This is a genomic window from Streptomyces sp. NPDC029041 (assembly GCF_040637515.1).
Lineage (GTDB): Bacteria > Actinomycetota > Actinomycetes > Streptomycetales > Streptomycetaceae > Streptomyces.
Genome location: NZ_JBEZWO010000015.1, coordinates 110,548 through 133,465 on the forward strand (window position 1 = coordinate 110,548; position 22,918 = coordinate 133,465).

A 22,918-nucleotide genomic window follows, 5' to 3' on the forward strand; every position below is an offset into this window, starting at 1 on the left:
CGCGATGCTCGCAGGAGGCCGACGGTGCGTCGAGCGGTTATCCCAGCACCTCGTCACAGGCTTTGCGCAGCCTCCGTACGCCCTCCGCGATCTCCCCGGTCCCGGCGACCGCCGCGAAGCTCAGCCGGACGTGCGCGGCCGGGGGTTCGGCGCTGAAGTAGGGGCGGCCTGGCGCGAGGGCGACGCCGGCGCGCAGGGCCGCGGAGGTCAGGGCCGTCTCGTCCGTGCCGTCGGGCAGGCGTGGCCACAGGTGGTAGCCGCCGGAGGGGACGTGCGGCAGGGCGAGCTCCGGCAGGTGGAGGGCGAGGGCGCCGGTCATCGCGTCCCGGCGGGCCTTCAGCTCCGCGGAGACGGCCCGCAGATGACGGGGCCAGGCGGGCGAGCCGACGAGTTCGAGGGCGGCCTCCTGGAGGGGGCGCGGCACGAAGAACGTGTCGACGACCTGGATCGCGCGCAGCCTTTCCAGGACCGGACCGCGGGCGGCCAGGGCACTGACCCGGAAGCTCGGCGAGGTCGCCTTGGTGAGCGAGGAGACGTGGACGACGACGCCGTCGGGGTCGTCGGCGGCCAGCGGGCGCGGCAGCGGCCCCGCGTCCTCGTGGACGAGCCGCCGCACGAAGTCGTCCTCGACGACGAACGCACCCGCCTCCCGGGCGATGCGCAGGACCTCGGCGCGCCGCTCGGGCGCGAGGACCGCGCCCGTGGGGTTCTGGAAGAGCGGCTGGCAGACGAAGGCCGGGGCGCCGGTGACCCGGAAGGCGTCCGCCAGCAGCGCCGGACGCACGCCGTCGGCGTCCACCGGGACGGGCACCGGGCGCAGGCCGGCGGCGCGGGCGATGGCGAGCATGCCGGGGTAGGTGGGCGACTCGACCAGGACGGGTGCCCCGGGCGGGGCGAGGGCGCGCAGTGCGGTGGTGAGCGCGGACTGCCCGCCGGCGGTGACCAGCACCTCGGCGGCCGTGACCGGGCCGCCGATGCTCCGCGCGAACCACTCGCGCAGCTCCGGCAGCCCCTCCATGGGCGGTCGCCCCCAGGCACCGGGGCGGCGCCCGGCGCGCGAGAGGGCGGCGGCCATCGCACGTTCGGGCTGCAGGGACGGGTGCAGATAACCGCCGTTGAACTCGATCACGCCGGGCGGCGGCGCGGCCAGCGACGCCAGCACCCCGGAGGCGTCCACGGAGCGCGGCACGAGGTCGGCGGCGCCGTCGGCGCTCAGCGCGACCTCCTGCCAGGAGGTGTCACCGGTGGGGGCTGGTGCCGTCCGGGCCGGTGCGAGGAACGCGCCCGCGCCGGGCCGGGTGACCACGAGGCCCTCGGCGGCGAGCTGAGCCAAGGCCCGCGACACCGTCACCGGGCTCACCCGGAACCGCTCGACCAGGGCCCGGCTCGACGGCAGCTTCTCACCCGGTGAGTAGCGGTGGAGCTCCCGACGCAGCTGTTCCGCCAGCTCACCCACGCTGCTACGCTCTTGCATGAGAGCAGACAGTAGCGCTACTGCGCCGCCCGCGATAGCAGTCGCCACCCCGGTCCGGGAGGGTCACGGCTTCGGCACCCTCCAGGCGGCCCTCGGAGTCGTGGCGTTCTCCCTCACGTTCCCCGCGACCGCCTGGGGACTGGAGGGCTTCGGTCCCTGGTCGCTCGTCGCCGTGCGGAGCGTCCTGGCCGCGGTGATCGCGGGCATCGCTCTGCTGGCGCTGCGGGTGCCGCTGCCCGCCCGGCGGCACTGGCCGGGCCTGGCGGTCGTCGGGGCCGGCGTCGTCCTCGGCTTCCCGCTGCTGACCACGCTGGCGCTGGAGACGTCCACCACCGCGCACGCCGCCGTCGTGGTCGGCCTGCTCCCCCTGACCACGGCGCTCTTCTCGGCCCTGCGCGTCGGCACCCGGCCCTCGCGCACCTTCTGGGTCGCAGCCCTCACGGGCGCGGCGGCGGTGCTGGCCTTCACCGCGCAGCAGAGCGGCGGCGCCCTGACCACCGCCGACCTGTACCTGTTCGCCGCGCTGCTGGTCTGCGCGGCCGGCTACACCGAGGGCGGCCGGCTGGCCCGGGTCATGCCCGGGTGGCAGGTGATCGGCTGGGCGCTGGCGCTGTGCCTGCCCCTGACCGTGCCGGTCGCCTCGGTCGCCCTGGCACACGAATCCGTGGCGCTGACCGCGCACAGCGTCACGGGCCTGCTGTGGGTCGCGGCGGGCTCGCAGTTCGCCGGGCTGGTCGTCTGGTACCGCGGCATGGCCGCCATCGGCATCCCCAAGGCGAGCCAGTTGCAGCTCGCCCAGCCGCTGCTCACACTGGTGTGGTCGGTGCTGCTGCTGGGCGAACACCTCACGGTCGCCGCCCCGCTGACGGCCGTGGCGGTGCTGGTCTGCATCGCCGTCACACAGCGATCACGCGGCTGAGCGGGGAGCGCGCACGGCCAGTGCCGAGGGGCGCACCCCACCGTAGACTCAAGGCCACGGACCGCTGCTCCGCACATCGTGAGGAGGCCCCAGATGCGCGCAACCGTGGGCGACCAGCTTGTCCAGCACGGCAGGGTGGTCGGTCAGCACGACAAGGTCGGCGAGATCGTCGAAGTGCTCGGCCAGGAGGGCAACCCCCCGTACCGCGTCCGGTTCGAGGACGGACACGAGGGCGTCTGCTCCCCGGGGCCGGACACGGAGATCAGGCACAGGGAGACCACGACCGGGCCGTGACCCGGCGTACGGCCGACGCGGGCTGTCCGTAGCGGGCTCGCCCCGGCGCGGGGCGGGCCCCCGCCTCTGCGACTCCGCGCAGCGTGCCCTTCCCCGCCGTCGGCACCTGCGCCAGGCGGCTCAGCGCGGGGGCGGCGCGGGCTGCCCGTAGTGGTCGGCGACCACCCGCGCCATCGCCCCGATCCGGTCGGCCGCAACGTCCCGGGCGGCGAAGTAGACGTGTCCGCGCACCTGCGGGTACTCCCGGGCCAGGGTCAGATGCCGGGACAGTTCAGCCGTCTCCTGCCAGGCCGCGGGCTGTGCCGGGTCACCGGCCTTGTACAGCGCCTCCCCCACGTACAGCTGCGTCGGGCTGTCCCGCGCGACCTTCGCCCACCAGGGCACCAGCTTCGCGTAGTCGGCGGCGGGGAAGCCGATGTTCCAGTACAACTGCGGGACGACGTAGTCGATCCAGCCCTCGCGCACCCACTTCCTGGTGTCCGCGTGCAGGTCGTCGTACGTCTGCACACCGGCCCGGGTGTCCGAACCGGCCGGGTCCGTCGAGGCGTTGCGCCACACGCCGAACGGGCTGATGCCGAAGCGGGCGCCCGGCCGGACCTCCTTCACCCGGTCCGCGGTCTCGCGCACCAGCCGGTCGATGTTGTCCCGCCGCCAGGCGGCCCGGTCCGGGAACGCGCCGCCGTGCTCGTCGTAGGCGTCGTCGTCGTCGAAGGTCTGCCCCGCCACGGGGTAGGGGTAGAAGTAGTCGTCGAAGTGGACGCCGTCCACGGGGTACTTCGCCACCGCGTCGAGCATCGCGTCCTGCACGAAGGCGCGGACCTCGGGCAGCCCGGGGTTGTAGAAGAGCTTCCCGCCGTACGTCACCACCCAGTCGGGGTTCTCGCGCGCCGGGTGGGAGGCGGCGAGCCGGGCCGGGTCGGCGTGGACGGCGATCCGGTACGGGTTGAACCACGCGTGCAGCCGAAGACCGCGGGCATGCGCCTCCCGGACGGCCGTGCCCAGCGGATCCCAGCCGGGCTCCTTGCCCTGGGTGCCGGTGAGGTACTGCGACCACGGCTCGTACGGTGACGGCCACAGGGCGTCCGCCGTGGGCCGGACCTGGAAGAACACGGTGTTGAGCCGGTTGCGGACCGCCGTGTCGAGGTGGGTGAGCAGTTCGGCGCGCTGCTGCGAGGCGGTCAGCCCCGGCTTGGACGGCCAGTCGCGGTTGGCCACGGACGCGATCCAGACGCCTCGCATCTCGGAGCCCTGCGCCCCGCCCCCACGTCCGCTCGCGGCCGACGCCTGAGGCATCATGGTGAAAGCCGACAGCGCCGCGACCGCGAACGCCCTGCGTGAGACTCGTCCCATCCGCATGCTCCAAAAAGCCGCGGATCCGCACGGTCGCGGATCGCTCCGGGGCCAGCATGCCCGATGCGGACCCGCCCCCCGCGATCGATCATCGATACTTCGGAGTAACGTGCACGAACGGAGCAGGCGCCGGGACCCGGCCGGTCTGCCCGGACGTAGATCAGCAGCGAAAGGGACGATGTGACGGACATCCCAGCGGGAGACATTGCACGCGTCGGAGTCGTGGGCTGCGGTCAGATGGGCGCGGGCATCGCCGAGGTGTGCGCCCGGGCCGGCCTGGACGTCATGGTCGCCGAGACCACCGGCGAGGCCCTGGAGATCGGCCGCACCCGGCTGTTCACCTCCCTGGCCAAGGCAGCCGAGCGCGGCAAGATCACCGAGGAGGAGAAGGAGGCCACGCTGGCCCGCCTGAGCTTCACCACGGATCTCGGCGAGTTCGCCGACCGTGACCTGGTGATCGAGGCCGTCGTGGAGAACGAGCAGGTCAAGACCGAGATCTTCCAGGTGCTCGACCAGGTCGTGACCCGGCCGGACGCGATCCTGGCGTCCAACACCTCTTCGATCCCGCTGGTGAAGCTGGCGGTCGCGACGTCGCGCCCCGACCAGGTCATCGGCATCCACTTCTTCAACCCGGCCCCGGTGCAGAAGCTCGTGGAGCTGATCCCGGCGCTCACCACGTCCGAGGGCACGATCAGCCGCGCCCAGCTCTTCACCGAGAAGCTGCTCGGCAAGCACGCGATCCGCGCCCAGGACCGCTCCGGCTTCGTGGTCAACGCGCTGCTGATCCCGTACCTGCTCTCCGCGATCCGGATGTTCGAGACGGGCATCGCCAGCCGCGAGGACATCGACAACGGCATGGAGATGGGCTGCGCCCACCCGATGGGCCCCCTGAAGCTGTCCGACCTGATCGGCCTGGACACGGTCGCCTCGGTGGCGCAGTCCATGTACGAGGAGTTCAAGGAGCCCCTGTACGCCGCTCCCCCGCTCCTGCAGCGCATGGTCGACGCGGGCCGGCTGGGCCGCAAGACGGGCTCGGGCTTCTACACGTACGCCTGACCGCCCCGCCTGCGCAGCCACCTCAACGCCGCCGCTCCTCCGGCCACGGCCGGAACCGGCGGCGTCCCCATTCCGCCGCCTGCTCGTTCATACGCCGGCGCAGCCAGCCCATCCAGAAGGCGACCGGCGTGATCACGAGCGCGATCAGCAGGGCCCGGCCCCACCCCTCCCCGGAGGAGAACCGGAGCATGGCAACGGTCAGCCCGTAGAGCGCCAGCGTGTACGCCGCGTTCTTCTGCCACTTCGTCATGACGTCCCGGATACCCAGGAAGGCCGATTACGGACGGTCAGATTTCGGCCAGGCAGCGTGCCCGGCACCGGATGTGGTGCCGGGCACGCGGCATTCACACACCGTGTGCGCGCCGGGCTCGCATATGCCCTACGCACACTCTCCCCAGGCGCCCACCAGGCGAGTTGACTCCTCATGCGCATGCAAGGGATGTGAAACGACTACGGAAAGGAGCGGACTCGTGACCGCCGAGCCCGAGCATCCCGTCGTTCATGGAGAACTCGCAGAGTTACGGCGCCGCCTCGATGTGGCCTACGCCCGCGTCGAGGGCGGGCTGGCTCTGCTCAGCCATCGCACCGAGGAGACCGCCAAGGAACTCGACGAGCTCAACACCCGGATCAACTCGCTGGAACACGCGCGCTGGCCGCTGCCCGCGGTCGCCGCCCTCACCGCCGTGGGTGCCCTCGTCGTGACGATCTGGCAGGCGCTGGGCCGCTAGGGCAGGATCAGGGCAACGTGTCCTGGCCGAGCCTGAGATGGTGCAGCAGGAGTAACGCGGCGGCCATGTTGGCGGCCGGGACCTCGCCGCGGGCGACCATGTCGGGGACGAGCTTGAGGGGGACCCATTCCCGGCGGTCCGACTCGAAGTCGTCCACGGGGTGCCCGACGTACTCGCCCTCGTCGGCCCAGTACACGTGGTGCCGGGCGTCGGTGAGCCCGTTGGACGGCTCCACGCTCATGAGGTGGCGCAGGGGTCCCGGCCGCCAGCCGGTCTCCTCCTCCAGTTCCCTGGCGGCCGCGCGGGCGACGTCCTCACCGTCCTCGACCACTCCCGCCGCGAGTTCCCACCCCCAGCTGTCGGTGATGAAGCGGTGCCGCCAGAGCAGCAGCACCTCGTTGGCCTCGTTCACGACCGTGGCCACCGCAACGGGCCGCAGCCGTATGAGGAAGTGGTCCAGATGCCTGCCGTCCGGCAGTTCGACATCCGCGAGATTGACGCTGAACCAGCGGTTTGAGTACACATTCTGCTCGTTGTGTTTCGTCCACTGCACGGTTCTGCCACCTTCCGTCGAGTAAGTGGCAATATCGCAGCAGGGACGGATGGGCAGCAGGCGCACGGGAAGCACCTCGGAGCGATACGGGCACCCTGGCCCGGATCTACAACGGTACGCGCAGTGCTCCGTCGATGAGTTCGGCGGCCTCGGCGGTGCCCGCGCAGCCACTGCGCACCAAGTGCTCCCGCACGGCGCGCAACCGGTCGCGCAGCCGCTGGGACTCCATGCCCCGGGCCTGCTCGGCCATCTGCACGGCGATGGCCACCGCCCTGTCGGCGTTGCCCTGCCGCAGTTCGATGGTGCTGAGCATGGCCAGCCGGTGCACCCGGCCGCGGTCGTGCGCCGGGTTGTCCACGGCGGCCGCGGCGTGCTCCCCGGCGGCCGCGATCTCGCCCAGGCTCAGCAGCGCCTCCGCCACCTGGACGTTCACGAGACCGGGCTGGACATAGCCCGTCTCGTCCGGCTCGTAGCCGCGCCGGATGCGCTCGGCCGCCTGCTCGGCCCGCCGGATGCGGGACAGGGCGCTCGTGCCGTCGCCGAGATGCGCGTACGCCTTGGCCTGCATCGCGTACAGGTCGGAGGAGAGCGCCGGCGTGATGTGCTTGCCGGCGGCCCGCAGCGCGGCCTCCGCGAAGGCGACGGCCTGCCGGTACTCCCGCATGAACAGCGACTGGTTGACCAGCAGCGCGATGACGTACGCCCCGAGTCCCCGGTCGCCGCTGGCCTTCGCCAGCCGCAGCGCCTGGTGGAAGTAGCGCTGGGCCAGCCCGTGCGCGTCGGAGTCGTAGGCGCAGATGCCGGCGACCGCCACCAGCCCGCCGGTGGCCCGGTGCAGTTGGCGGCCGGTCTCGTCGGTGTAACTGCCGCGCAGCAGCGGGGCGGCCTCGGCGTTGAGGAAGCCGACGATCCGGGCCCGTGTGGCGATGCCGCCGGCCTTGCGGTACATCTGCTCGTAATGCGTTCGGGCCGCCCGCAGCATCTCCAGGTCGCCCGCGGTGACCCGGTGTCTGCCGCCCCGTGAGACGTCCACGTCCTCGGGCGGGTTCTCCCACTCCCACACCGGCATCACCGCGGGCGTGCCGGTGAGGGCGGGCGCGCCCAGGATGTGCGGGCGCTGCTGCTGATCGGAGCGCCACAGGGCGGTGGCCCGTTCGACGAACCCGGACAGCGTGCCGGTGTGCGGGGCGGACGGCTCGCCGGGCACGCCGAGGCCGATGTCGTCGAGGGTGACGTGCCGTTGCAGCCGGGCGGCGAGCACTTCGCAGATCAGGTCGGGCACTTGGCCCCGGGGGCGCTGCCCCTTCAACCACCGGGCTACGGCGGTGTGTTCGTACCTCAGGGACAGGCCACGGGCCCGTCCCGCCTGGTTGACGTGTGCGGCCAGCCCCGCGTGCGAGATCCCGGCCTCGTCCAGGATCGCGTCGAGCAGAGTGTTGGGCTGCATGTGGGCCCCCCGGTGGCTCGGTGCGGACAGAGTAGTGGTTCCGCCTTCACACGGGGTGTGAACGGAGTGCTCGAATCCGCAGGGTGTGCGCGCTGTCGCTCTGTGTCGCGGGCCGGTTGACTGAACTGCCTCGAAAGAGGCCGGCCGGGCCGCCGGCTCCCCCTCGTACAGTGCGGCGGCCCGCTCCCGCCGTCCGCCCGGCTGCCTGCCCGACACTCCGTGGCGGGGCGGACGGCATCGCCGGCGGTGCATCGTGCGCCGCGGTGTCTAAGGTGCCGTCGTGGTCTGCGGGTGCGTTGTGGTTGTGCGCGCAGTTCCCCGCGCCCCTGACGGCGTCCCCGCGCTGTTCGTGAGCACGAGCAGCGCGATGTCGTCCGGCGGTTCGCCGCGTGTGTGCTGCAGGAGGGCTGCCGAGATCCTGCCGACGACACCCTGCGAGGAGAGCGGGCCGTCCCCCGCGACGCTCGTCAGCGCGCTTCCCAACGGGAAGAACCGGCCACGGGCGTCCCGGGCGTCCTGGGCGCCGTCCGTGTAGAGGAACAGGGCGTCTTCGGGTGCCAGGTACCCGAGGTCCACGGTCGGCAGGACGGCAGGCAGCGGGAACAGACCCAGTGGCGGGTGCGGGTCGTCGGGGGCCAGCTGCTCCACCCGGCCACGGCTCAGCCGGTAGGGCCAGGGATGGCCGCAGTTCAGGGCGAACAGCTCCCCGTCGGGCCGGATCTCCACGAGCAGCAGCGTCACGAACTCCTCGGCCGCGCTCGCGGGACGCTCCTGGCGCAGATGGCGGTCCAGGGCCCGTTCCAGCCGGCGCAGCACCCCGCCGAGGTCCTCCTCGTCGTGCGCCGCCTCGCGGAAACAGCCGAGCACGGCGGCGACGGTCCCGAACGCGCCGATCCCGTGCCCGCGTACGTCGCCCATCACGACCCGGACCCCGTGCTCGGTGGCCACGACCTCGTACAGGTCGCCCCCGACCGCCGCCCCACGCTCCGCCGACACCTGGACGGCCGCCACGTCCAGCCCGTCGACCCGCGCGGGCAACGGCCGCAGCAGCGCGCGCTGCGCTGCGCCGGCGATCCGGCGCACCTGTCGCAGCTCCCGCATCAGCGAGTGCCGCACATGAAGGATCAGCGCGGTCCCGACGAAGAAGAACACGGCACTGGTCACGAGCCGCGCCTGGAGATCGGTCTCCTGAGCGAGCGGACAGGCCAGCTTGTACCCGACGGCCGCCGCGCCCTACACCGTGGGCAGACCGAGGCTGCGCACCCGACCCCTGATGCGGATCATGCCGATGGCCCCCCAATAGGCCCTGACACACAGAATCGGACCGGCCCGAGAAGGCCGGTCCGATTCTGTCGACAGACGCCGGGAAAGGGGGAGATCACCCACCTTTACCACTCAAACGAGTGAGGTGACCCGCCCCTGTCCTGGGGGCGCGGGGAACTGCGCGAACGACCACGACGAGCCCGCGACCGCCAACACACCGCAGCTCCCCGCCCCATGGGCGCTCAGCTCCGCAGCTCCGCCCCCACGCGCTCGCCCGCGAGGGCCACCGCCGCGTCCCGGGCCGCGGACGCCTCGTCCACGGTCAGCGTCCGGTCGGTGGCGCGGAACCGCAGCGCGTACGCCAGCGACTTGCGCCCCTCCCCCAGCTGCTCGGCGTTCTCGTACACGTCGAACAGCCGGATGGACTCCAGCAGCTCTCCGGCACCGTCCCGCAGCGCCGCCTCGACGTCCGCGGCCGGCACGAACGCGTCGACGACCAGCGCGACGTCCTGCGTGGCGACGGGGAACGTGGAGATCCGGGGCGCCGCGGCCGTGGCGTCACCGGCAGTCTCCACCGCGTCCAGGTCGATCTCCATCGCGCAGGTGCGCGCGGGCAGCCCGAGGGCCTTCACGACCCGCGGGTGCAGCTCGCCCGCGTGCCCCACGATCCGCTCGGCACCGTCCACGGTGACCGCCAGTTCGGCGCACCGCCCCGGGTGCCACGGGCCGTACTGTCCCTTGCGGATGACGAGCCGGGCTCCGGCCTCCCGCGCGACGGACCGGGCGGCCTCGACCGCGTCGGCCCAGTCGGCCGGACGGCCCTTGCCCCACCAGCCGGCCTGCTCGCGGGCACCGGCGAGGACCACGGCCACGCGCCGCGGCTGCTCGGGCAGCGCCGCGTTCAGCTCGGCGAGCTCCTCGTCGGTCGGGCGGCGGCCGACGGGCAGCACGGCCGCGATCCGCTGCTCCTCGCGCGGGCGGAAGACCAGACCGGTCTCGAACAGCGCGAGGTCGTGCGAGCCGCGGCCGTCGTTGCGGCGCAGGGCGGCGAGCAGACCCGGCAGCAGCGAGGTGCGCAGCGCGGGCTCCTCGTCGCTCAGCGGGTTGCTGAGCTTCACGACGCGGCGGGCCGGGTCGTCCTTCTCCAGGCCGAGCTGGTCGAAGACCTGCTCGCCGATGAACGGGGAGTTCAGCGCCTCGACGTATCCGGCACCGGCCAGGGCCCGGCCGACGCGGCGGTGCAGCCGCTGCCGGTCCGTCAGGCCGAGGCCGGCCGGCGGCTTGGGCAGCGTGGAGGGCAGGTTCTCGTAGCCCTCCAGCCGGATGACCTCTTCGGCCAGGTCGTTCGGGTCGGTGAGGTCGGGCCGCCAGGACGGCACCGTGACGACCAGCTCGTCCTGCCCGTACACGTCGCAGCCGACCTCCTGGAGGCGGCGTACGACGGTCTCGCGGCCGTAGGCCACGCCCGCGACCTTGTCCGGGTGGTCCGCGGGGATGGTGATGGTGCGCGGCGCGGAGGGAGCGATGACCTCGGTGACACCGGCCTCGGCGGTGCCGCCCGCGAGCAGCACCAGCAGGTCGACGGTGCGCTGCGCGGCGGCAGCGGCGGCCTGCGGGTCCACGCCCCGCTCGAAGCGCCGGGACGCCTCGGAGGACAGCTTGTGCCGGCGGGCCGTCCGAGCGATCGACACCGCGTCGAAGTGCGCGGCCTCGATGACGACGTCCGCCGTGGCGTTCTCCAGGTCGTCGTGGTCGGCGATCTCCGTGTTGGCGCCGCCCATGACGCCGGCGAGTCCGATCGGGCCGCGGTCGTCGGTGATGACCAGGTCCTCGGCGTCCAGCGTGCGCTCGACACCGTCGAGGGTGGTGAGCTTCTCGCCCGCCTCGGCCCGGCGCACGCCGATCGTGCCCTGGACCAGGCCGCGGTCGTAGGCGTGCAGGGGCTGGCCGAGCTCCATCATCACGTAGTTGGTGACGTCGACGGCGAGGGAGATCGGGCGCATGCCGACCTTCTGCAGCCGGCGCTGGAGCCAGATCGGGGAGCGGGCCTCGGCGCTCAGACCGGTCACCGTGCGGGCGGTGAAGCGGTCGCATCCGGTGGGGTCGGAGATCTGCACCGAGTAGCCGTAGGCGTTCGGGGCGGGCACGTCGATCAGGGCCGGGTCGCGCAGCGGCAGACCGTAGGCGATGGCGGTCTCACGCGCCACGCCGCGCAGCGACAGGCAGTAGCCGCGGTCGGGCGTGACGGCGATGTCGAGGACCTCGTCGACCAGTTCCAGCAGCTCGACGGCGTCCTTGCCGATCTCGGTCTCCGGGGGCAGGACGATGATGCCCTTGGTGCCGTCGTCGCCCATGTTCAGCTCGTCGCTGGAGCAGATCATGCCGCGCGACATCCGGCCGTAGGTCTTGCGCTCGGCGATCTGGAAGTCACCGGGCAGGACGGCGCCGGGCAGGGCCACGACGACCTTGTCGCCGACGGCGAAGTTGCGGGCGCCGCAGATGATCTCCTGGGGCTCGCCGGTGCCGTTGGCTTGGCCGACGTCGACGGTGCAGAAGCGGATGGGCTTCTTGAAGTCCGTCAGCTCCTCGATCGTCGCCACCTGGCCGACGACCAGCGGACCCTTGAGGTCGGCGCCGAGCTGCTCGACGGTCTCGACCTCCAGACCGGCCGAAATGAGCTTGGCCTGCACGTCACGACCGGTCTCCGTCTCCGGCAGGTCGACGTACTCCCGCAGCCAAGAAAGCGGGACCCGCATCAGATCTCCATCCCGAACGGCCGGGTGAACCGGACGTCACCCTCGACCATGTCTCGCATGTCTTCGACGTTGTGGCGGAACATCAGCATCCGCTCGATGCCGAACCCGAAGGCGAACCCGCTGTACTTCGCGGGGTCGACGCCGCAGGCGGTGAGCACCCGCGGGTTGACCATGCCGCAGCCGCCGAGCTCGATCCAGCCCTCGGAGGAGCAGGTGCGGCAGGGGCGGTCGGGGTTGCCGATGGACTCGCCCTTGCAGACGTAGCAGAGCATGTCCATCTCGGCGCTGGGCTCGGTGAACGGGAAGTAGTTCGGCCGCAGCCGGGTCTTCATGTCCGCACCGAACAGGGCCTGGACCATGTGGTCCAGGGTGCCCTTGAGGTCGGCCATCGTCAGGCCCTCGTCGACCGCCAGCAGCTCGATCTGGTGGAAGACGGGCGTGTGCGTGGCGTCGAGTTCGTCGGTGCGGAACACCCGGCCGGGGCAGACGATGTAGACCGGCAGCTCACGGTCGAGCAGCGCGCGGGCCTGCACCGGGGAGGTGTGGGTGCGCAGCACGACACCGGACCCGGACTCGTCGGTGCCCTTGGGGCCCTGCACGAAGAACGTGTCCTGCATCTGGCGGGCCGGGTGGTCGGGCAGAAAGTTCAGGGCGTCGAAGTTGAACCACTCCGCCTCGGCCTCCGGGCCCTCTGCGACCTCGTAGCCCATGGCCACGAAGACGTCCGCGACCCGCTCCATCATGGTGGTGAGCGGGTGCCGGGCGCCGGCCGGGACGCGGTCGTAGGGCAGCGTGACGTCCACCGCCTCCTCGACGAGCACGCGCGCGTCCCGCTCGGCCTCGAGTTCCACCTGGCGGGCGGCGAGGGCCTTGTTCACGGCACCGCGGGCCTGGCCGACGCGCTTGCCGGCCTCGGCCTTGGCGTGCGGGGGCAGGGCGCCGATCTCGCGGTTGGCGAGGGCCAGCGGGGAGGTGGGGCCGGTCTGGGCGACCTTGGCCTCGTGGAGCGCGTCGAGGGAGTCCGCGGCGGCGAAGGCGGCGAGCGCCTCGTCCCGCATGCGCTCGATCTCTTCCGGTTTCAACGTCTCGACCTCGACCGGGTCGTACGACTTATTCGGTGCCGACATCTCTTCCCGTGCTTCCGATTGGCTGGCTGAAGGTCCCCGTCACCGACTCGGACGGCTGTCTGAAGGGACACAAAGGTGCCAATGGCCGAGTCTAACGGGGTGGAGGGTCCCTCTCGGACGCCCGGTCCGGGAGGGGCCCTCAGGTATGCGAAAGCGCCCGCGGGGCTCAGGCGAGATAGGCCGGAGCGCTCACGGGCAACGTAAATCGGAACTCGGCGCCGGCGCCGGGGGCGCGGCCGACCGTGATGGTGCCGCCGTGGGCTTCGACGATGCCCTTGACGATGTAGAGCCCGAGGCCCGTCCCGCCGCGCTTGCTGCCCCGCCAGAAGCGGGTGAAGACGCGGTTCATGGACTCCTCCGGGATGCCGGGCCCCTCGTCGCTCACGGTGACCGACGTACCGGTGTCCTCACCCTCGCGGGGGGACGCCGTGGCCGTGACGTCGATCGTGACAGTTCCCTCGCCGTGCCGCACGGCATTTTCGAGCAGGTTGCTGAGCACCTGGTCGATCTTGTCGGGGTCGGCCCACAGGTCGGGCAGCGGCTGCTGGACGCGCAGCAGGAACCGGTCGGCGGGCTGCCCGGCGGCGACGTAGGCCTGGATGTGCCGTCCGACGGCGGCGCCGATGTCGACGGGCTGGCGGCGCACCTCCAGGCGGCCGGAGTCGATCCGGGAGATGTCGAGCAGCTCGGCGATGAGCCGGGTGACCCGGTCGGCGTCGGCGTCGACGGTCTCCAGCATCAGGCGCTTCTGATCGTCGGTGAAGCGTTCCCACTTGGCGAGCAGCGTGGCGGTGAAGCCCTTGACCGAGGTGAGCGGGGAGCGCAGCTCGTGGGCGACGGTGGCGATCAGCTCGGCGTGGCTGCGCTCGGTGCGACGCCGGGCCTCGGTGTCGCGCAGGGTGACGACCAGACGCCGGACGGGCCCCGTGGGCCGGCTGCGGACGTAGCGCGCGGAGACCAGCACCTCGCGGCCGCCGGGCAGGAGCAGGTTGCGCTCGGGCTGTCCGACGCGGATGGCGAGGCCGCCGTAGGGGTCGGTCAGCTGCCACCAACGCCGGCCCTCCAGGTCCTCTAACGGCAGGGCTTTCTCCAGGCGCTGCCCGAGGGCGTCCCGGGCGCGGACGGCGGTGATGCGCTCGGCGGCGGCGTTGAAGCAGATCACGCTGCCCTGCTCGTCGGCGACGACGAGCCCGTCGGGCAGCTGGTCGGGGTCGATGCCGAGGCCGGCGTGGTCACCGGGTGGCCGGGACTCGGCGGGCGGGCTCCCGGCGTCCTGGGCTCCCGGTGCGCTGCTCGTGCCGACGGTCATCCCCGTACCCCACCTCCAAGGCTCGCAGAGGGGTCCCTGAGCTGGTCACCCTACTAGTTCCCGGTGACGGAGCGGCACCCTCCGGAGGCGCGCTGTGCACGCGCCGACGCATAGAGACATACGGCGGCGGCGGTGGCGAGGTTCAGGCTCTCGGCCTTCCCGTGGATCGGAACGCGCACGACGGCGTCCGTGAGGGCGCGGGTCTCCTCGGGCAGGCCCCAGGCCTCGTTGCCGAAGACCCAGGCGGTGGGCCCGCCCATGGTGCCCTGGTCGAGCTCGTCGTCCAGATCGCGGTCGCCCGCCCCGTCGGCGGCCAGGACCCGGACACCGGCGTCCCGCAGCGCTTCGACGGCGTGCTCCACGGGCACGCCGACGGCGACCGGCAGGTGGAACAGGGAGCCGACGGAGGCGCGGACGGCCTTGGGGTTGTACACGTCCACGGAGGCGTCGGTCAGGACGACGGCCTCGGCGCCGGCGGCGTCGGCGCAGCGCAGTACGGTCCCGGCGTTGCCTGGGTCGCGGACGTTGGCGAGGAGGGCGACGAGCCGCGGGCGGGCCGCGAGAACCTGCTCGAAGGGCGTGTCCAGGAACCGGCAGACGCCGACGAGGCCCTGCGGGGTGACGGTGGTGGAGATGTCGGCGATGACCTGCTCGGCGGCGAGGTGCACCCGGGCTCCGGCGTCCCGGGCCGCTCCCACGATGTCGGCGTAGCGCTCGGCGGCCTCGAGCGTGGCGAACAGCTCCACGAGCGTGGCCGCGTCCCCGGCCCGGTGCCCGGCGGCTTCCCGCACGGCCTGCGGTCCCTCCGCGAGGAACAGCCGGTCCTTCCCCCGGAAGTTCCGCTTGGCCAGCCGCCGCGCGGCCAGGACGCGGGGAGAGCGGGGGGAGATGAGCTCGGGGGTGGCGGGAGGCATCCGGTTCGCTTTCTCGGTAGCTGCACAGCAGGACCCGCAGACCATCCGGCCTGCGGGTCCTTCAGTCACATCGGCTCGGAGCCGGCGTCACGCAGCCTTGGGCGCGTTCACGTCGCTCGGCAGCGCCTTCTGGGCGACCTCGACGAGGGCGGCGAACGCACCGGCGTCGTTGACGGCCAGCTCGGCCAGGATCTTGCGGTCGACCTCGACGTTGGCGGCCTTCAGACCCTGGATGAAGCGGTTGTAGGTCATGCCGTTGGCGCGGGCAGCGGCGTTGATGCGCTGGATCCACAGCTGACGGAAGTCGCCCTTGCGCTTCTTGCGGTCGTTGTAGTTGTAGACCAGCGAGTGGGTGACCTGCTCCTTGGCCTTGCGGTACAGGCGCGAGCGCTGACCGCGGTAGCCGGAGGCCTGCTCGAGGATCGCCCGGCGCTTCTTGTGGGCGTTGACTGCCCGCTTGACGCGTGCCACTTGTTAACTCCTTGTAGCGGGGTCGTGGGGGTGCTCACACGACCCGAAATCGATTGGGTCCCGGTCTGACGTACGTCCGGCGCTCACGCGCCCGGACGTCACTTGCCGAGAAGCTTCTTGATCTTCGCGGCGTCGCCCGGGGCCATCTCGGCGTTGCCGGTGAGGCGACGCGTCACGCGGGACGACTTGTGCTCGAGCAGGTGGCGCTTGCCGGCGCGCTCGCGCAGCACCTTGCCGGAGCCGGTGATCTTGAAGCGCTTGCTGGCACCGCTGTGCGACTTGTTCTTCGGCATAGCGCCGTTCTCTCCTCGTCGGTGGCGCTCCGGTGCCCGGTCGCGAAACCGGGCACGGTGGAGCGTCGTCTTGTATCGGTTGCTTCCTGGGACTGGCGTCCCGGGGAGTCACGCCTCGGCGGGCTCCTCAGCCGGCGCCTCGGTCTCCGCGGCGTTCTGCGACTTGCCGGGGTTGGCCTTCGCGTCCGCCTTGCGGGCTTCCTGCGCCTGGCGAGCCTCGGCCATCGCCTCGGTCTTCTTCTTGTGCGGACCGAGAACCATGATCATGTTCCGGCCGTCCTGCTTCGGGTTCGACTCGACGAAACCGAGGTCTTGGACGTCCTCCGCGAGACGCTGCAGCAGTCGGTAGCCCAGCTCGGGACGGGACTGCTCGCGACCACGGAACATGATCGTGATCTTGACCTTGTCGCCCTGCTTGAGGAACCGGACGACGTGACCCTTCTTGGTGTCATAGTCGTGCGGGTCGATCTTCGGCCGGAGCTTCATCTCCTTGATGACCGTGTGCGCCTGGTTCTTGCGCGCCTCACGGGCCTTCATGGCCGACTCGTACTTGAACTTCCCGTAGTCCATGAGCTTGCACACGGGCGGACGGGCGTTCGCCGCGACCTCGACCAGGTCCAGGTCGTACTCCTGCGCAAGCTCCAGTGCCTTGGCCAGGGGGACGATGCCCACCTGCTCGCCACTGGGACCGACAAGTCGCACCTCGGGAACGCGAATCCGGTCGTTGATGCGGGGCTCGGCGCTGATGGATCCTCCTCGGTAGCACCACGCGACGGTCTGGCGGACGGCCGCGTAACGTCTTGTATCGACAGACCTAACCGCGCCGAAGCAAGAAAAATGCCCCGGACGATCCCAGGCGGGGCTCCTCGAACTACCGGAGCACCGCCGCGGGGGGACCGCGGGGCGCGCTTTCGGACGGATCGCCGCCGCTGGGACGGGACCGCCTGACCGGTGACCCGCCGCCCTGAGGGTGATCGGGTGGGAGTTCGGAAGCCTCCACTTGTGGGTCGGTCTCGCGGGCTGTGAGGCACACGTGTCCGACCGGTCGTTACACGAGATTACCAGCAGTGGCCAGGAACGGCCAATCGGCGCGTACCGGGGTCACGTGCGGGCCGGCTGCTGACTGCGCCTATCGTGTGGAACATGAGTGAGACCCCTCCTGAGTCCCCCGACTTCGACGCCATGGCCCGTGACATCGCCGAGGTTCCGGCGGTCGAGGTGATCGTCACGGTCGCCGTCAACCTGATGAGCGCCGCAGCCGTGAAGCTCGGTCTGACCGAGGAGGGCGAGAAGCACAAGGACCTGGACGAGGCCCGCAAGCTGGTGCACGCCCTGGCCGGTCTGCTGGACGCGACGGCGACCGAGATCAGCTCCTTCCACGCGGCCCCCCTGCGCGACGGCCTCAAGTCGCTGCAGCTGGCGTTCCGCGAGGCCTCGCTGGTCCCCGACGAGCCGGGCCAGGGGCCGGGCGAGAAGTACACCGGTCCGGTCTACGGCTAGCCGGGACCTCAGCGTACGAAGAGGGGCTCGCCGGGCGGCGCCGCCTCGGCCGGCAGCAGTGCCAGGTCGAGACCGCGCACCAGGCGGGCCCTCAGTGTTTCGTCGGCCGCGAGCCGCCGGGCGACCGCCCGGGCGGCTTCGGCCGGTACCGCGGACGGGTCGAGGACCAGGGCGAGCGTGCCGTCGGCCTGCCCGGGGCCGAGGTGGGCGCGCACGACGGCGGGCTCGGCCGCGACGGCCTCCCGTACGGCCCCGACGACGGCCGGGTCGGCGAGCGGATCGGTGCTCGCGCGGCCCTCGGCGAGGGCGAGCAGGGCGGGGCCTGTCAGCTCGAAGGGCACCGGTCCGGCCAGGTCGAGCACGACCGTGTCCGCCTTCTCGTGCGCGGCGGCCTGCAGGGCCTGGTGCAGCGGTACGGCGACGGGTCGGGCCTGCGGGTCCCAGCGGGCGAGGGAGTCCGTGGAGGTGAAGGCGGGCAGGGCGGTGCGGTTCCCGGCCTTGAGGGTGGGAACCGCCATGTCGCTGGTCTTCTCGCGGCGCAGCCCGCTCTCGTCCTCCTCGACCTCGCCGAGCACCGCCACGACGGGCACGAGCAGCCGGGCGTCCTTGAGGGCGGCGAGGACCGGACCCACCGCGCTCCGGTCCTCGGCCCAGGCGGCGAGTGCCGCGCTCAGCCGGGGGTCGGCGGAGCCGTCGTCGTCGGAGAAGCCGGAGTCCGGGATGTTCTTGTTCGCCACGCGTCGACCCTATCCGCCGGGCGGCGCGCTCCCGGCAGGGGCTCAGAAGTTCTCGCGGCTCCTGCGGCTGCCGCGCCACAGCACGACCGCCGCGACCAGCAGGACGCCGCCGGCGCCGCCCGCGAGGGGTGCGGCCCAGGCGGCGGTGCCCTCGCCGGAGGCGTCGTCGTCCGGTCCGCTGCCGAAGTACTTCGTCCCGTGGGACGCGGACTGCAGGTCCTCGGGCCTGAGCCGGCCGGCCGCCTCGATGGCGGCCGCCGGGTCGACGAAGCCGTAGCCCCGGGAGTCGTCCCGGCCGCCGGTGGGGGCGTTGCGGGCGGTGTCCTCCAGGAGCGACTTGATCTGGGCCGGGGTGAGGCCGGGGTGGGCCGCCTTGACCAGGGCGGCGGCGCCGGAGACGAACGCGGCGGCGGCGCTGGTGCCCCAGCCCTCGTAGTACTTGTGGTCGGGGTCGGCGATGACGACGTCGACGCCCGGGGCGCTGACCGTGGCGTACCAGCGCCGGGTGGAGAACGAGGCGCGGGTTCCGGCGCGGTCGACGGCGGTGGCGGCGATGACGCCCGGGTAGGCGGCCGGGTAGGAGATGTGGTCGCCCTTCTCGCCGCCGTTGCCCGCGGAGGCGACGACGACCACGCCTTTGCGCAGGGCGTACTGGATGGCCTGGTCCTCGGCGGGTTCGGGGTGCGCGGAGGCCGAGTCGTCGCCGAGGGAGAGGTTGATGACGTCGGCGCCGTGGTCGGCGGCCCAGCGGATGCCCTCGGCGAGGGCGTTGCCGCGGGTGCTGCGGGCCTTGGCGCGGGAGGGGTCACCGTCTTCCAGGATCACGCGGACGGGGAGGATCTTCGCCTCGGGGGCGATGCCGATGACGCCGTCGGCGTTGCCCGGGCCGTGCCCGTGGCCGGCGATGATCCCGGCCATGGCGGTGCCGTGCCGGGCCCAGGCGCGGTCACCGGGCTCGGCGCCGAAGCGGACCAGATCCTTGCCGGGCAGGACGTTGCCGACCAGGTCGGGGTGGTCGGCCTCGACGCCGGTGTCCAGGACGGCGACGGTGATGCCCCGGCCCTTCGTGGTCTGCCAGGCCTCTTCGGTGTGCATGGCCGCAAGGGCCCACTGCTGGGCGCGGATGCCGTCGGCGTGGGCGGTGGCGGCGGGCAGGAGGACGAGACCGGCGGTGAGCAGGGCGCCGAGGGCGGCGGTCCTGGCCCTGCGGGACGGGCTGCGCGGGTGTCTCCCGGCCGGGGTGTGCGCGGCGGTCATGACGGCTGCTCCGCGGCCGAGCGGACGTCTCGGCGGAGATCTCGCTCGACACGGTCGGCGAGGCCCTGCGCCTCGTTGCCGAGGCCGGCCTGGGCGGCGGCGGTGGTGGCGTCGGCCTCCATGGCGTCCCCCGCCGGCTGCGGGTCGTCGACGGTGCGGCCGTCGGCCCAGCCGGAGACGGCGTAGACGACGACGGGGGCCTCGGTGAGCACGGAGACGGTCCAGGAGGCGCGCTGCCGGACGCCGAAGCCGGCGGCGGGCGTGCCCTGCGCGGCGTACGGCACGGGCATCAGGTCGGTGCGGCGGTCCAGGCGTTCCTTGCGGAAACGGTTCGCGAGGGCGGTCATGCCAGGGGCGTCGGCCGTGGTGAAGAGCAGGCCGACGGTGGTCACGTAGCTCTCGGTGGCGTCGGTGTAGGTGGCGCGCAGGAGGCGCTCGCAGCCGACGGGGGCGAGGGCCTTGCGCAGCAGCGGGTCGAAGGCGTCCTTGCAGCCGCTGTCCGGGGCGACGGCGATCCGGGTCCAGGTGCGGTCCGCTCCGCCGGGGCCGGCGCCCCGGCCCTGCACGGTGGGCGGGAACAGCTGGTCGACCGGGACGCTGTGCCAGAGGCTGCGGGCCGTGGCGTAGGTGCCGGGTGAGCCCTCGTCGCCGGAGCCCCCGACGAGCCAGCTGCCGGTGGCCGCTCCCGAGATGAGGCCCAGTCCGAGGACGAGGCAGGCGGCGGCCGCGGCGGCCCGGGACGCTCCGCGCCGGCCGAGGGGGCGGGGCTGTGCGTCGCCGTCGTATCCCTCGGGCTCGGCGAAGGACACCACGGGGCGTGTGGCGCTCCAGGAGAGGGCGGGGTCGGGAGAGACGGGGGCGGGGTTGCGTGGCGCCGGTACGGCGGGGGCGGGCCGTCGGGCGGGCGCCGGGGGCACGCGCGGGTCACGCCCCGAGGCGGCACCGGTGCCGGTACCGGCCGGTGCCTGCGGCTGGTGGACGGGGCGCGGCGGGGTGGTGGGGCGCGCGGATCGGGGGCGGTCCGCCGTCGGCCTCTGCGCGGCAGGGCGGCCGGAGAGGGCGGCGGGCTCCTCCGGTGCCTGGTCCGCGGGGACGGGGCGCAGGCGCGCGGTCGTCTCGGACGCGTGGTCGCCGGGACGCCGGGGCGGGGGCAGACGGAACGGCCGTGCGGCCGTGTCCGGCGCCGCCCCGGCCGCAGCGTCCGGACGGCCGGATTCGGAGAGACGGAAGGGCCGGCCGGAGGACTGCGACGAGGCGCCGTCCTGGGTGCCCGACGTCGTGGCCCGGCCGGAGGGCTGTGCGAGGGGCCTGCCGTCCTGGGCGGACGAACTCCCTGGCCGACCGGAGGACTGCGACGGGATCCCGTCCTGGGTGCCCGACGTCGTGGCCCGGCCGGAGGAGTCCGGCGCGGGGAGGTGGCGCGGCCGTGAGGGGGGCCGAGGTGCTCCGGATTCGGTGCGTGTCTCGCGGCCGACGCTGGGCGGCTCGTCCGGGAAGCGCGAGGAGGCGCGGGGCGGAGGCAGCGGAGCGGGCCCGGTGCGCCGGGGTGCGGTGGCGCCGGAGCCCGGGGCACCGAGGCTCGGGAAGCGCGGGCGGCCGCCGTCGGACGGTTCCGCCCCGGCCGCGGCCCCGGCTTCCGGTCCTGTGCGGGCGTCGGAGGATGTGGCCGGGGCCTTCCGCCCGCCTCCCGGCGCATCCTTCGGTGATTCCTTCAGCGAGTCCCTCGCCGAGCCCTCCGGCGCGACCGGAGGGTGTGACGGACGTGGCGGGGCGGTGGGGCGTGGGGGGAAAGAGGCGCGTTGCGCTTCCGTGCTCATGCACCCCCCGTTTCCGCATGCCCGGGCCGCTCGTCCTGCGCGGGCCGGTGTCGTCCTGCCCGAGCCCGGCACACAGTCGTCCCGGGCACACCTACCCGTACGGAGGGAGCGTCATCCCGGCGCGGATCCCCGGCCGGCGTCATCCGCCGTACGTGCGCGTCACTCTACGGCTAGTTCTTGTGCGAACGGGAACCAGTCCACGACGGCGGGGCATCTGCCCGGAACGTCCCCCTACCCTGCGGTAATCGGGTCTGGCAGGCTGCGCTCATGACTGCGCGCGCCTCCGACCGGGCCCGTTACGACCGGGCCACCGCCCATCTCGACGCTCCTCTCGCGATCGTGGACCTCGAAGCCTTCGACGCCAATGCCGCCGACCTGGTGCGCCGCGCCGGGGGCAAGCCCGTCCGGGTGGCCAGCAAGTCCGTGCGCTGCCGGGCGCTGCTGGAGCGTGTCCTGGCCCGCGAAGGCTTCGCGGGGATCATGTCGTTCACCCTGGCCGAGTCGCTGTGGCTGGCCCGCTCCGGGTTCGACGACGTACTGCTCGCGTACCCGTCCGCCGACCGTTCCGGGTACGCCGAACTGGCCGGTGATCCCAAGCTCGCCGCCGCCGTGACCGTCATGGTCGACGACGTCGCCCAGCTGGATCTGATCGACGCCTCCCGGGGTGGCGGGCGTGAAGTGGTGCGGGTGTGCCTGGAGTTGGACACCTCCCTGAAGCTGCTGGGCGGGCGGGTGCGGGTCGGGGCCAGGCGTTCGCCGCTGCACTCCCCCGCCGAAGTCGCCGAGATGGCGCGGGCGGTGGCCCGGCGGCCCGGCTTCGAGGTCGTGGGGATCATGGCCTACGAGGGGCATGTCGCCGGGGTCGGGGACTCGCTGGCCGGACGTCCGCTGCGGTCGCGTGCGATCCGCCTGATGCAGGCCGCCGCCAAGCGTGAACTGGCCGAGCGGCGTGCGGAGGTGGTGCGTGCGGTGCGGGCCGTCGTGCCGGGGCTGGAGTTCGTCAACGGCGGCGGTACCGGCTCGGTGCAGCACACCGCGGCCGAGGAGGCGGTGACCGAGATCGCCGCGGGGTCGGGTCTGTACGTGCCGCGCCTCTTCGACAACTACACGTCGTTCAGCGGCCGTCCGTCGGCCCTCTTCGCCCAGCCGGTCGTGAGGCGGCCGGGCGTGGGAGTCGTGACGGTCCTGGGCGGTGGGTATCCCGCCTCGGGTGCGGCCGGTGCCGACCGGTCGCCGGTGCCGTATCTGCCCGAGGGGCTGCGCTACGACCCGCAGGAGGGCGCCGGTGAGGTGCAGACGCCGCTGCTCGGCTCGCCCGCCGACGATCTGCTGATCGGTGACAAGGTGTGGTTCCGGCACGCCAAGGCCGGTGAGCTGTGCGAGCGGTTCGACCGGCTGCACCTCATCGAGGGCGACGCGGTGACCGCGACGGTGCCGACCTATCGCGGCGAGGGCCACACGTTCCTGTAGGCGTCAGCCGGCCGGGCCGATGCTGCTGCCCGCACCGCCGCCCGTGTCCGCGTCGCCGAAGGAACGGACCGGATGCCCTCGGTGACGCGGTCCTGGCCGACGTCGGCACAGGCCCGCGCCCCACGGGCCGGGCGGCGGCCTCGTGCCCGTCCGGCACCGCAGGGCGCGACCCGGCCCCGAGGA

At 73.0% G+C, this 22,918-nt stretch carries 22 protein-coding genes; 6 read left to right on the forward strand and 16 right to left on the reverse strand.

All coding sequences use genetic code 11. The annotated features are described in order from the left end of the window. Window positions 1–37 precede the first annotated feature (37 nt). Window positions 38–1,474 (reverse strand): PLP-dependent aminotransferase family protein, encoded by a 1,437-nt coding sequence (locus tag AB0F04_RS31955; protein ID WP_362047956.1) that lies wholly within the window; start codon window positions 1,472–1,474, stop codon window positions 38–40. Here AB0F04_RS31955 and AB0F04_RS31960 point away from each other — a divergent pair. Then, window positions 1,473–2,393, forward strand: a complete 921-nt coding sequence (locus tag AB0F04_RS31960) for a DMT family transporter (RefSeq protein WP_362047959.1) — start codon at window positions 1,473–1,475, stop codon at window positions 2,391–2,393. The genes AB0F04_RS31955 and AB0F04_RS31960 overlap by 2 nt on opposite strands. A 93-nt stretch (window positions 2,394–2,486) precedes the next feature. After that, window positions 2,487–2,687, forward strand: coding sequence for a DUF1918 domain-containing protein (locus AB0F04_RS31965; RefSeq protein ID WP_010045242.1), 201 nt, complete (start codon window positions 2,487–2,489; stop codon window positions 2,685–2,687). A gap of 120 nt (window positions 2,688–2,807) precedes the next feature. On the opposite strand, the gene AB0F04_RS31970 is transcribed toward AB0F04_RS31965, so the two are convergent. After that, window positions 2,808–4,043, reverse strand: a complete 1,236-nt coding sequence (locus AB0F04_RS31970) for a family 10 glycosylhydrolase (RefSeq protein ID WP_362047962.1) — start codon at window positions 4,041–4,043, stop codon at window positions 2,808–2,810. Window positions 4,044–4,217: 174 nt separating this feature from the next. Between AB0F04_RS31970 and AB0F04_RS31975 the strand changes: the two genes are divergently transcribed. Further along, the gene (locus AB0F04_RS31975) at window positions 4,218–5,093 is read left to right on the forward strand and encodes a 3-hydroxybutyryl-CoA dehydrogenase (protein WP_078955784.1); all 876 of its coding nucleotides are present in this window, start codon (window positions 4,218–4,220) and stop codon (window positions 5,091–5,093) included. 22 nt (window positions 5,094–5,115) lie between these two features. Here AB0F04_RS31975 and AB0F04_RS31980 read toward each other — a convergent pair whose 3' ends face one another. Then, a complete protein-coding gene (locus tag AB0F04_RS31980) occupies window positions 5,116–5,343 on the reverse strand; it encodes a hypothetical protein (protein ID WP_362047965.1) in 228 nt (75 codons plus the stop codon). A gap of 220 nt (window positions 5,344–5,563) precedes the next feature. On the opposite strand from AB0F04_RS31980, the gene AB0F04_RS31985 reads away from it, so the two are divergent. Next, entirely contained in the window at window positions 5,564–5,821 is a 258-nt protein-coding gene (locus tag AB0F04_RS31985; RefSeq protein WP_053668213.1) for a hypothetical protein, read from the forward strand. Between the two features lie 7 nt (window positions 5,822–5,828). On the opposite strand, the gene AB0F04_RS31990 is transcribed toward AB0F04_RS31985, so the two are convergent. From AB0F04_RS31990 to infC, 10 genes are all read right to left on the reverse strand, one after another. After that, window positions 5,829–6,374, reverse strand: coding sequence for an NUDIX hydrolase (locus AB0F04_RS31990; RefSeq protein ID WP_355848794.1), 546 nt, complete (start codon window positions 6,372–6,374; stop codon window positions 5,829–5,831). A 106-nt stretch (window positions 6,375–6,480) separates the two neighbouring features. Next, complete coding sequence (locus tag AB0F04_RS31995) at window positions 6,481–7,821, reverse strand: transcriptional regulator (RefSeq protein ID WP_362047969.1); 1,341 nt, start codon at window positions 7,819–7,821, stop codon at window positions 6,481–6,483. A 267-nt stretch (window positions 7,822–8,088) separates the two neighbouring features. Continuing rightward, window positions 8,089–8,985, reverse strand: a complete 897-nt coding sequence (locus AB0F04_RS32000; RefSeq protein WP_362047972.1) for a PP2C family protein-serine/threonine phosphatase — start codon at window positions 8,983–8,985, stop codon at window positions 8,089–8,091. A gap of 341 nt (window positions 8,986–9,326) precedes the next feature. After that, window positions 9,327–11,840, reverse strand: a complete 2,514-nt coding sequence (gene pheT, locus AB0F04_RS32005; RefSeq protein ID WP_362047975.1) for a phenylalanine--tRNA ligase subunit beta — start codon at window positions 11,838–11,840, stop codon at window positions 9,327–9,329. Continuing rightward, window positions 11,840–12,967 carry a phenylalanine--tRNA ligase subunit alpha gene (pheS, locus tag AB0F04_RS32010; protein ID WP_362047977.1) on the reverse strand — a complete coding sequence of 376 codons (1,128 nt, stop codon included), beginning with the start codon at window positions 12,965–12,967 and terminating at the stop codon, window positions 11,840–11,842. The genes pheT and pheS overlap by 1 nt, the downstream gene beginning before the upstream one ends. A 166-nt stretch (window positions 12,968–13,133) precedes the next feature. Further along, on the reverse strand, window positions 13,134–14,276 hold the full coding sequence (locus AB0F04_RS32015) for an ATP-binding protein (protein WP_362047980.1): 1,143 nt from the start codon (window positions 14,274–14,276) through the stop codon (window positions 13,134–13,136). A gap of 53 nt (window positions 14,277–14,329) precedes the next feature. Continuing rightward, window positions 14,330–15,190, reverse strand: a complete 861-nt coding sequence (locus AB0F04_RS32020) for an RNA methyltransferase (protein WP_362047983.1) — start codon at window positions 15,188–15,190, stop codon at window positions 14,330–14,332. A gap of 87 nt (window positions 15,191–15,277) precedes the next feature. Further along, the gene (gene rplT / locus AB0F04_RS32025; RefSeq protein WP_003989074.1) at window positions 15,278–15,661 is read right to left on the reverse strand and encodes a 50S ribosomal protein L20; all 384 of its coding nucleotides are present in this window, start codon (window positions 15,659–15,661) and stop codon (window positions 15,278–15,280) included. Window positions 15,662–15,759: 98 nt separating this feature from the next. Continuing rightward, entirely contained in the window at window positions 15,760–15,954 is a 195-nt protein-coding gene (gene rpmI, locus AB0F04_RS32030; protein ID WP_003977225.1) for a 50S ribosomal protein L35, read from the reverse strand. A 108-nt stretch (window positions 15,955–16,062) separates the two neighbouring features. Beyond that, on the reverse strand, window positions 16,063–16,701 hold the full coding sequence (gene infC, locus AB0F04_RS32035; RefSeq protein WP_218829481.1) for a translation initiation factor IF-3: 639 nt from the start codon (window positions 16,699–16,701) through the stop codon (window positions 16,063–16,065). 396 nt (window positions 16,702–17,097) lie between these two features. Here infC and AB0F04_RS32040 point away from each other — a divergent pair, with 396 nt between their 5' ends. Then, window positions 17,098–17,454, forward strand: coding sequence for a DUF1844 domain-containing protein (locus AB0F04_RS32040; protein ID WP_062925865.1), 357 nt, complete (start codon window positions 17,098–17,100; stop codon window positions 17,452–17,454). An 8-nt stretch (window positions 17,455–17,462) separates the two neighbouring features. On the opposite strand, the gene AB0F04_RS32045 is transcribed toward AB0F04_RS32040, so the two are convergent. The 3 genes from AB0F04_RS32045 to AB0F04_RS32055 are packed head-to-tail and all read right to left on the reverse strand — an operon-like array spanning window position 17,463 to window position 20,257. Beyond that, window positions 17,463–18,191, reverse strand: coding sequence for an SseB family protein (locus AB0F04_RS32045; protein WP_362047987.1), 729 nt, complete (start codon window positions 18,189–18,191; stop codon window positions 17,463–17,465). Window positions 18,192–18,233: 42 nt separating this feature from the next. Further along, window positions 18,234–19,448, reverse strand: coding sequence for a type VII secretion-associated serine protease mycosin (mycP, locus tag AB0F04_RS32050; protein WP_362047990.1), 1,215 nt, complete (start codon window positions 19,446–19,448; stop codon window positions 18,234–18,236). Next, entirely contained in the window at window positions 19,445–20,257 is an 813-nt protein-coding gene (locus AB0F04_RS32055) for a hypothetical protein (protein ID WP_362047993.1), read from the reverse strand. The genes mycP and AB0F04_RS32055 overlap by 4 nt, the downstream gene beginning before the upstream one ends. A gap of 1,275 nt (window positions 20,258–21,532) precedes the next feature. Here AB0F04_RS32055 and AB0F04_RS32060 point away from each other — a divergent pair. Then, on the forward strand, window positions 21,533–22,735 hold the full coding sequence (locus AB0F04_RS32060; protein WP_362047996.1) for an amino acid deaminase/aldolase: 1,203 nt from the start codon (window positions 21,533–21,535) through the stop codon (window positions 22,733–22,735). The last annotated feature ends 183 nt before the right edge of the window (window positions 22,736–22,918 follow it).

What these genes read in the sequence shown, in the direction of transcription:
- AB0F04_RS31960 (WP_362047959.1), top strand. Translation starts at nt 1,473, where the DNA reads ATGAGAGCAGACAGTAGCGCTACTGCGCCGCCCGCGATAGCAGTCGCC.
- AB0F04_RS31955 (WP_362047956.1), bottom strand. Translation starts at nt 1,474, where the DNA reads ATGCAAGAGCGTAGCAGCGTGGGTGAGCTGGCGGAACAGCTGCGTCGG.
- AB0F04_RS31965 (WP_010045242.1), top strand. Translation starts at nt 2,487, where the DNA reads ATGCGCGCAACCGTGGGCGACCAGCTTGTCCAGCACGGCAGGGTGGTC.
- AB0F04_RS31970 (WP_362047962.1), bottom strand. Translation starts at nt 4,043, where the DNA reads ATGCGGATGGGACGAGTCTCACGCAGGGCGTTCGCGGTCGCGGCGCTG.
- AB0F04_RS31980 (WP_362047965.1), bottom strand. Translation starts at nt 5,343, where the DNA reads ATGACGAAGTGGCAGAAGAACGCGGCGTACACGCTGGCGCTCTACGGG.
- AB0F04_RS31995 (WP_362047969.1), bottom strand. Translation starts at nt 7,821, where the DNA reads ATGCAGCCCAACACTCTGCTCGACGCGATCCTGGACGAGGCCGGGATC.
- pheT (WP_362047975.1), bottom strand. Translation starts at nt 11,840, where the DNA reads ATGCGGGTCCCGCTTTCTTGGCTGCGGGAGTACGTCGACCTGCCGGAG.
- pheS (WP_362047977.1), bottom strand. Translation starts at nt 12,967, where the DNA reads ATGTCGGCACCGAATAAGTCGTACGACCCGGTCGAGGTCGAGACGTTG.
- AB0F04_RS32015 (WP_362047980.1), bottom strand. Translation starts at nt 14,276, where the DNA reads ATGACCGTCGGCACGAGCAGCGCACCGGGAGCCCAGGACGCCGGGAGC.
- AB0F04_RS32020 (WP_362047983.1), bottom strand. Translation starts at nt 15,190, where the DNA reads ATGCCTCCCGCCACCCCCGAGCTCATCTCCCCCCGCTCTCCCCGCGTC.
- rpmI (WP_003977225.1), bottom strand. Translation starts at nt 15,954, where the DNA reads ATGCCGAAGAACAAGTCGCACAGCGGTGCCAGCAAGCGCTTCAAGATC.
- AB0F04_RS32040 (WP_062925865.1), top strand. Translation starts at nt 17,098, where the DNA reads ATGAGTGAGACCCCTCCTGAGTCCCCCGACTTCGACGCCATGGCCCGT.
- mycP (WP_362047990.1), bottom strand. Translation starts at nt 19,448, where the DNA reads ATGACCGCCGCGCACACCCCGGCCGGGAGACACCCGCGCAGCCCGTCC.
- AB0F04_RS32060 (WP_362047996.1), top strand. Translation starts at nt 21,533, where the DNA reads ATGACTGCGCGCGCCTCCGACCGGGCCCGTTACGACCGGGCCACCGCC.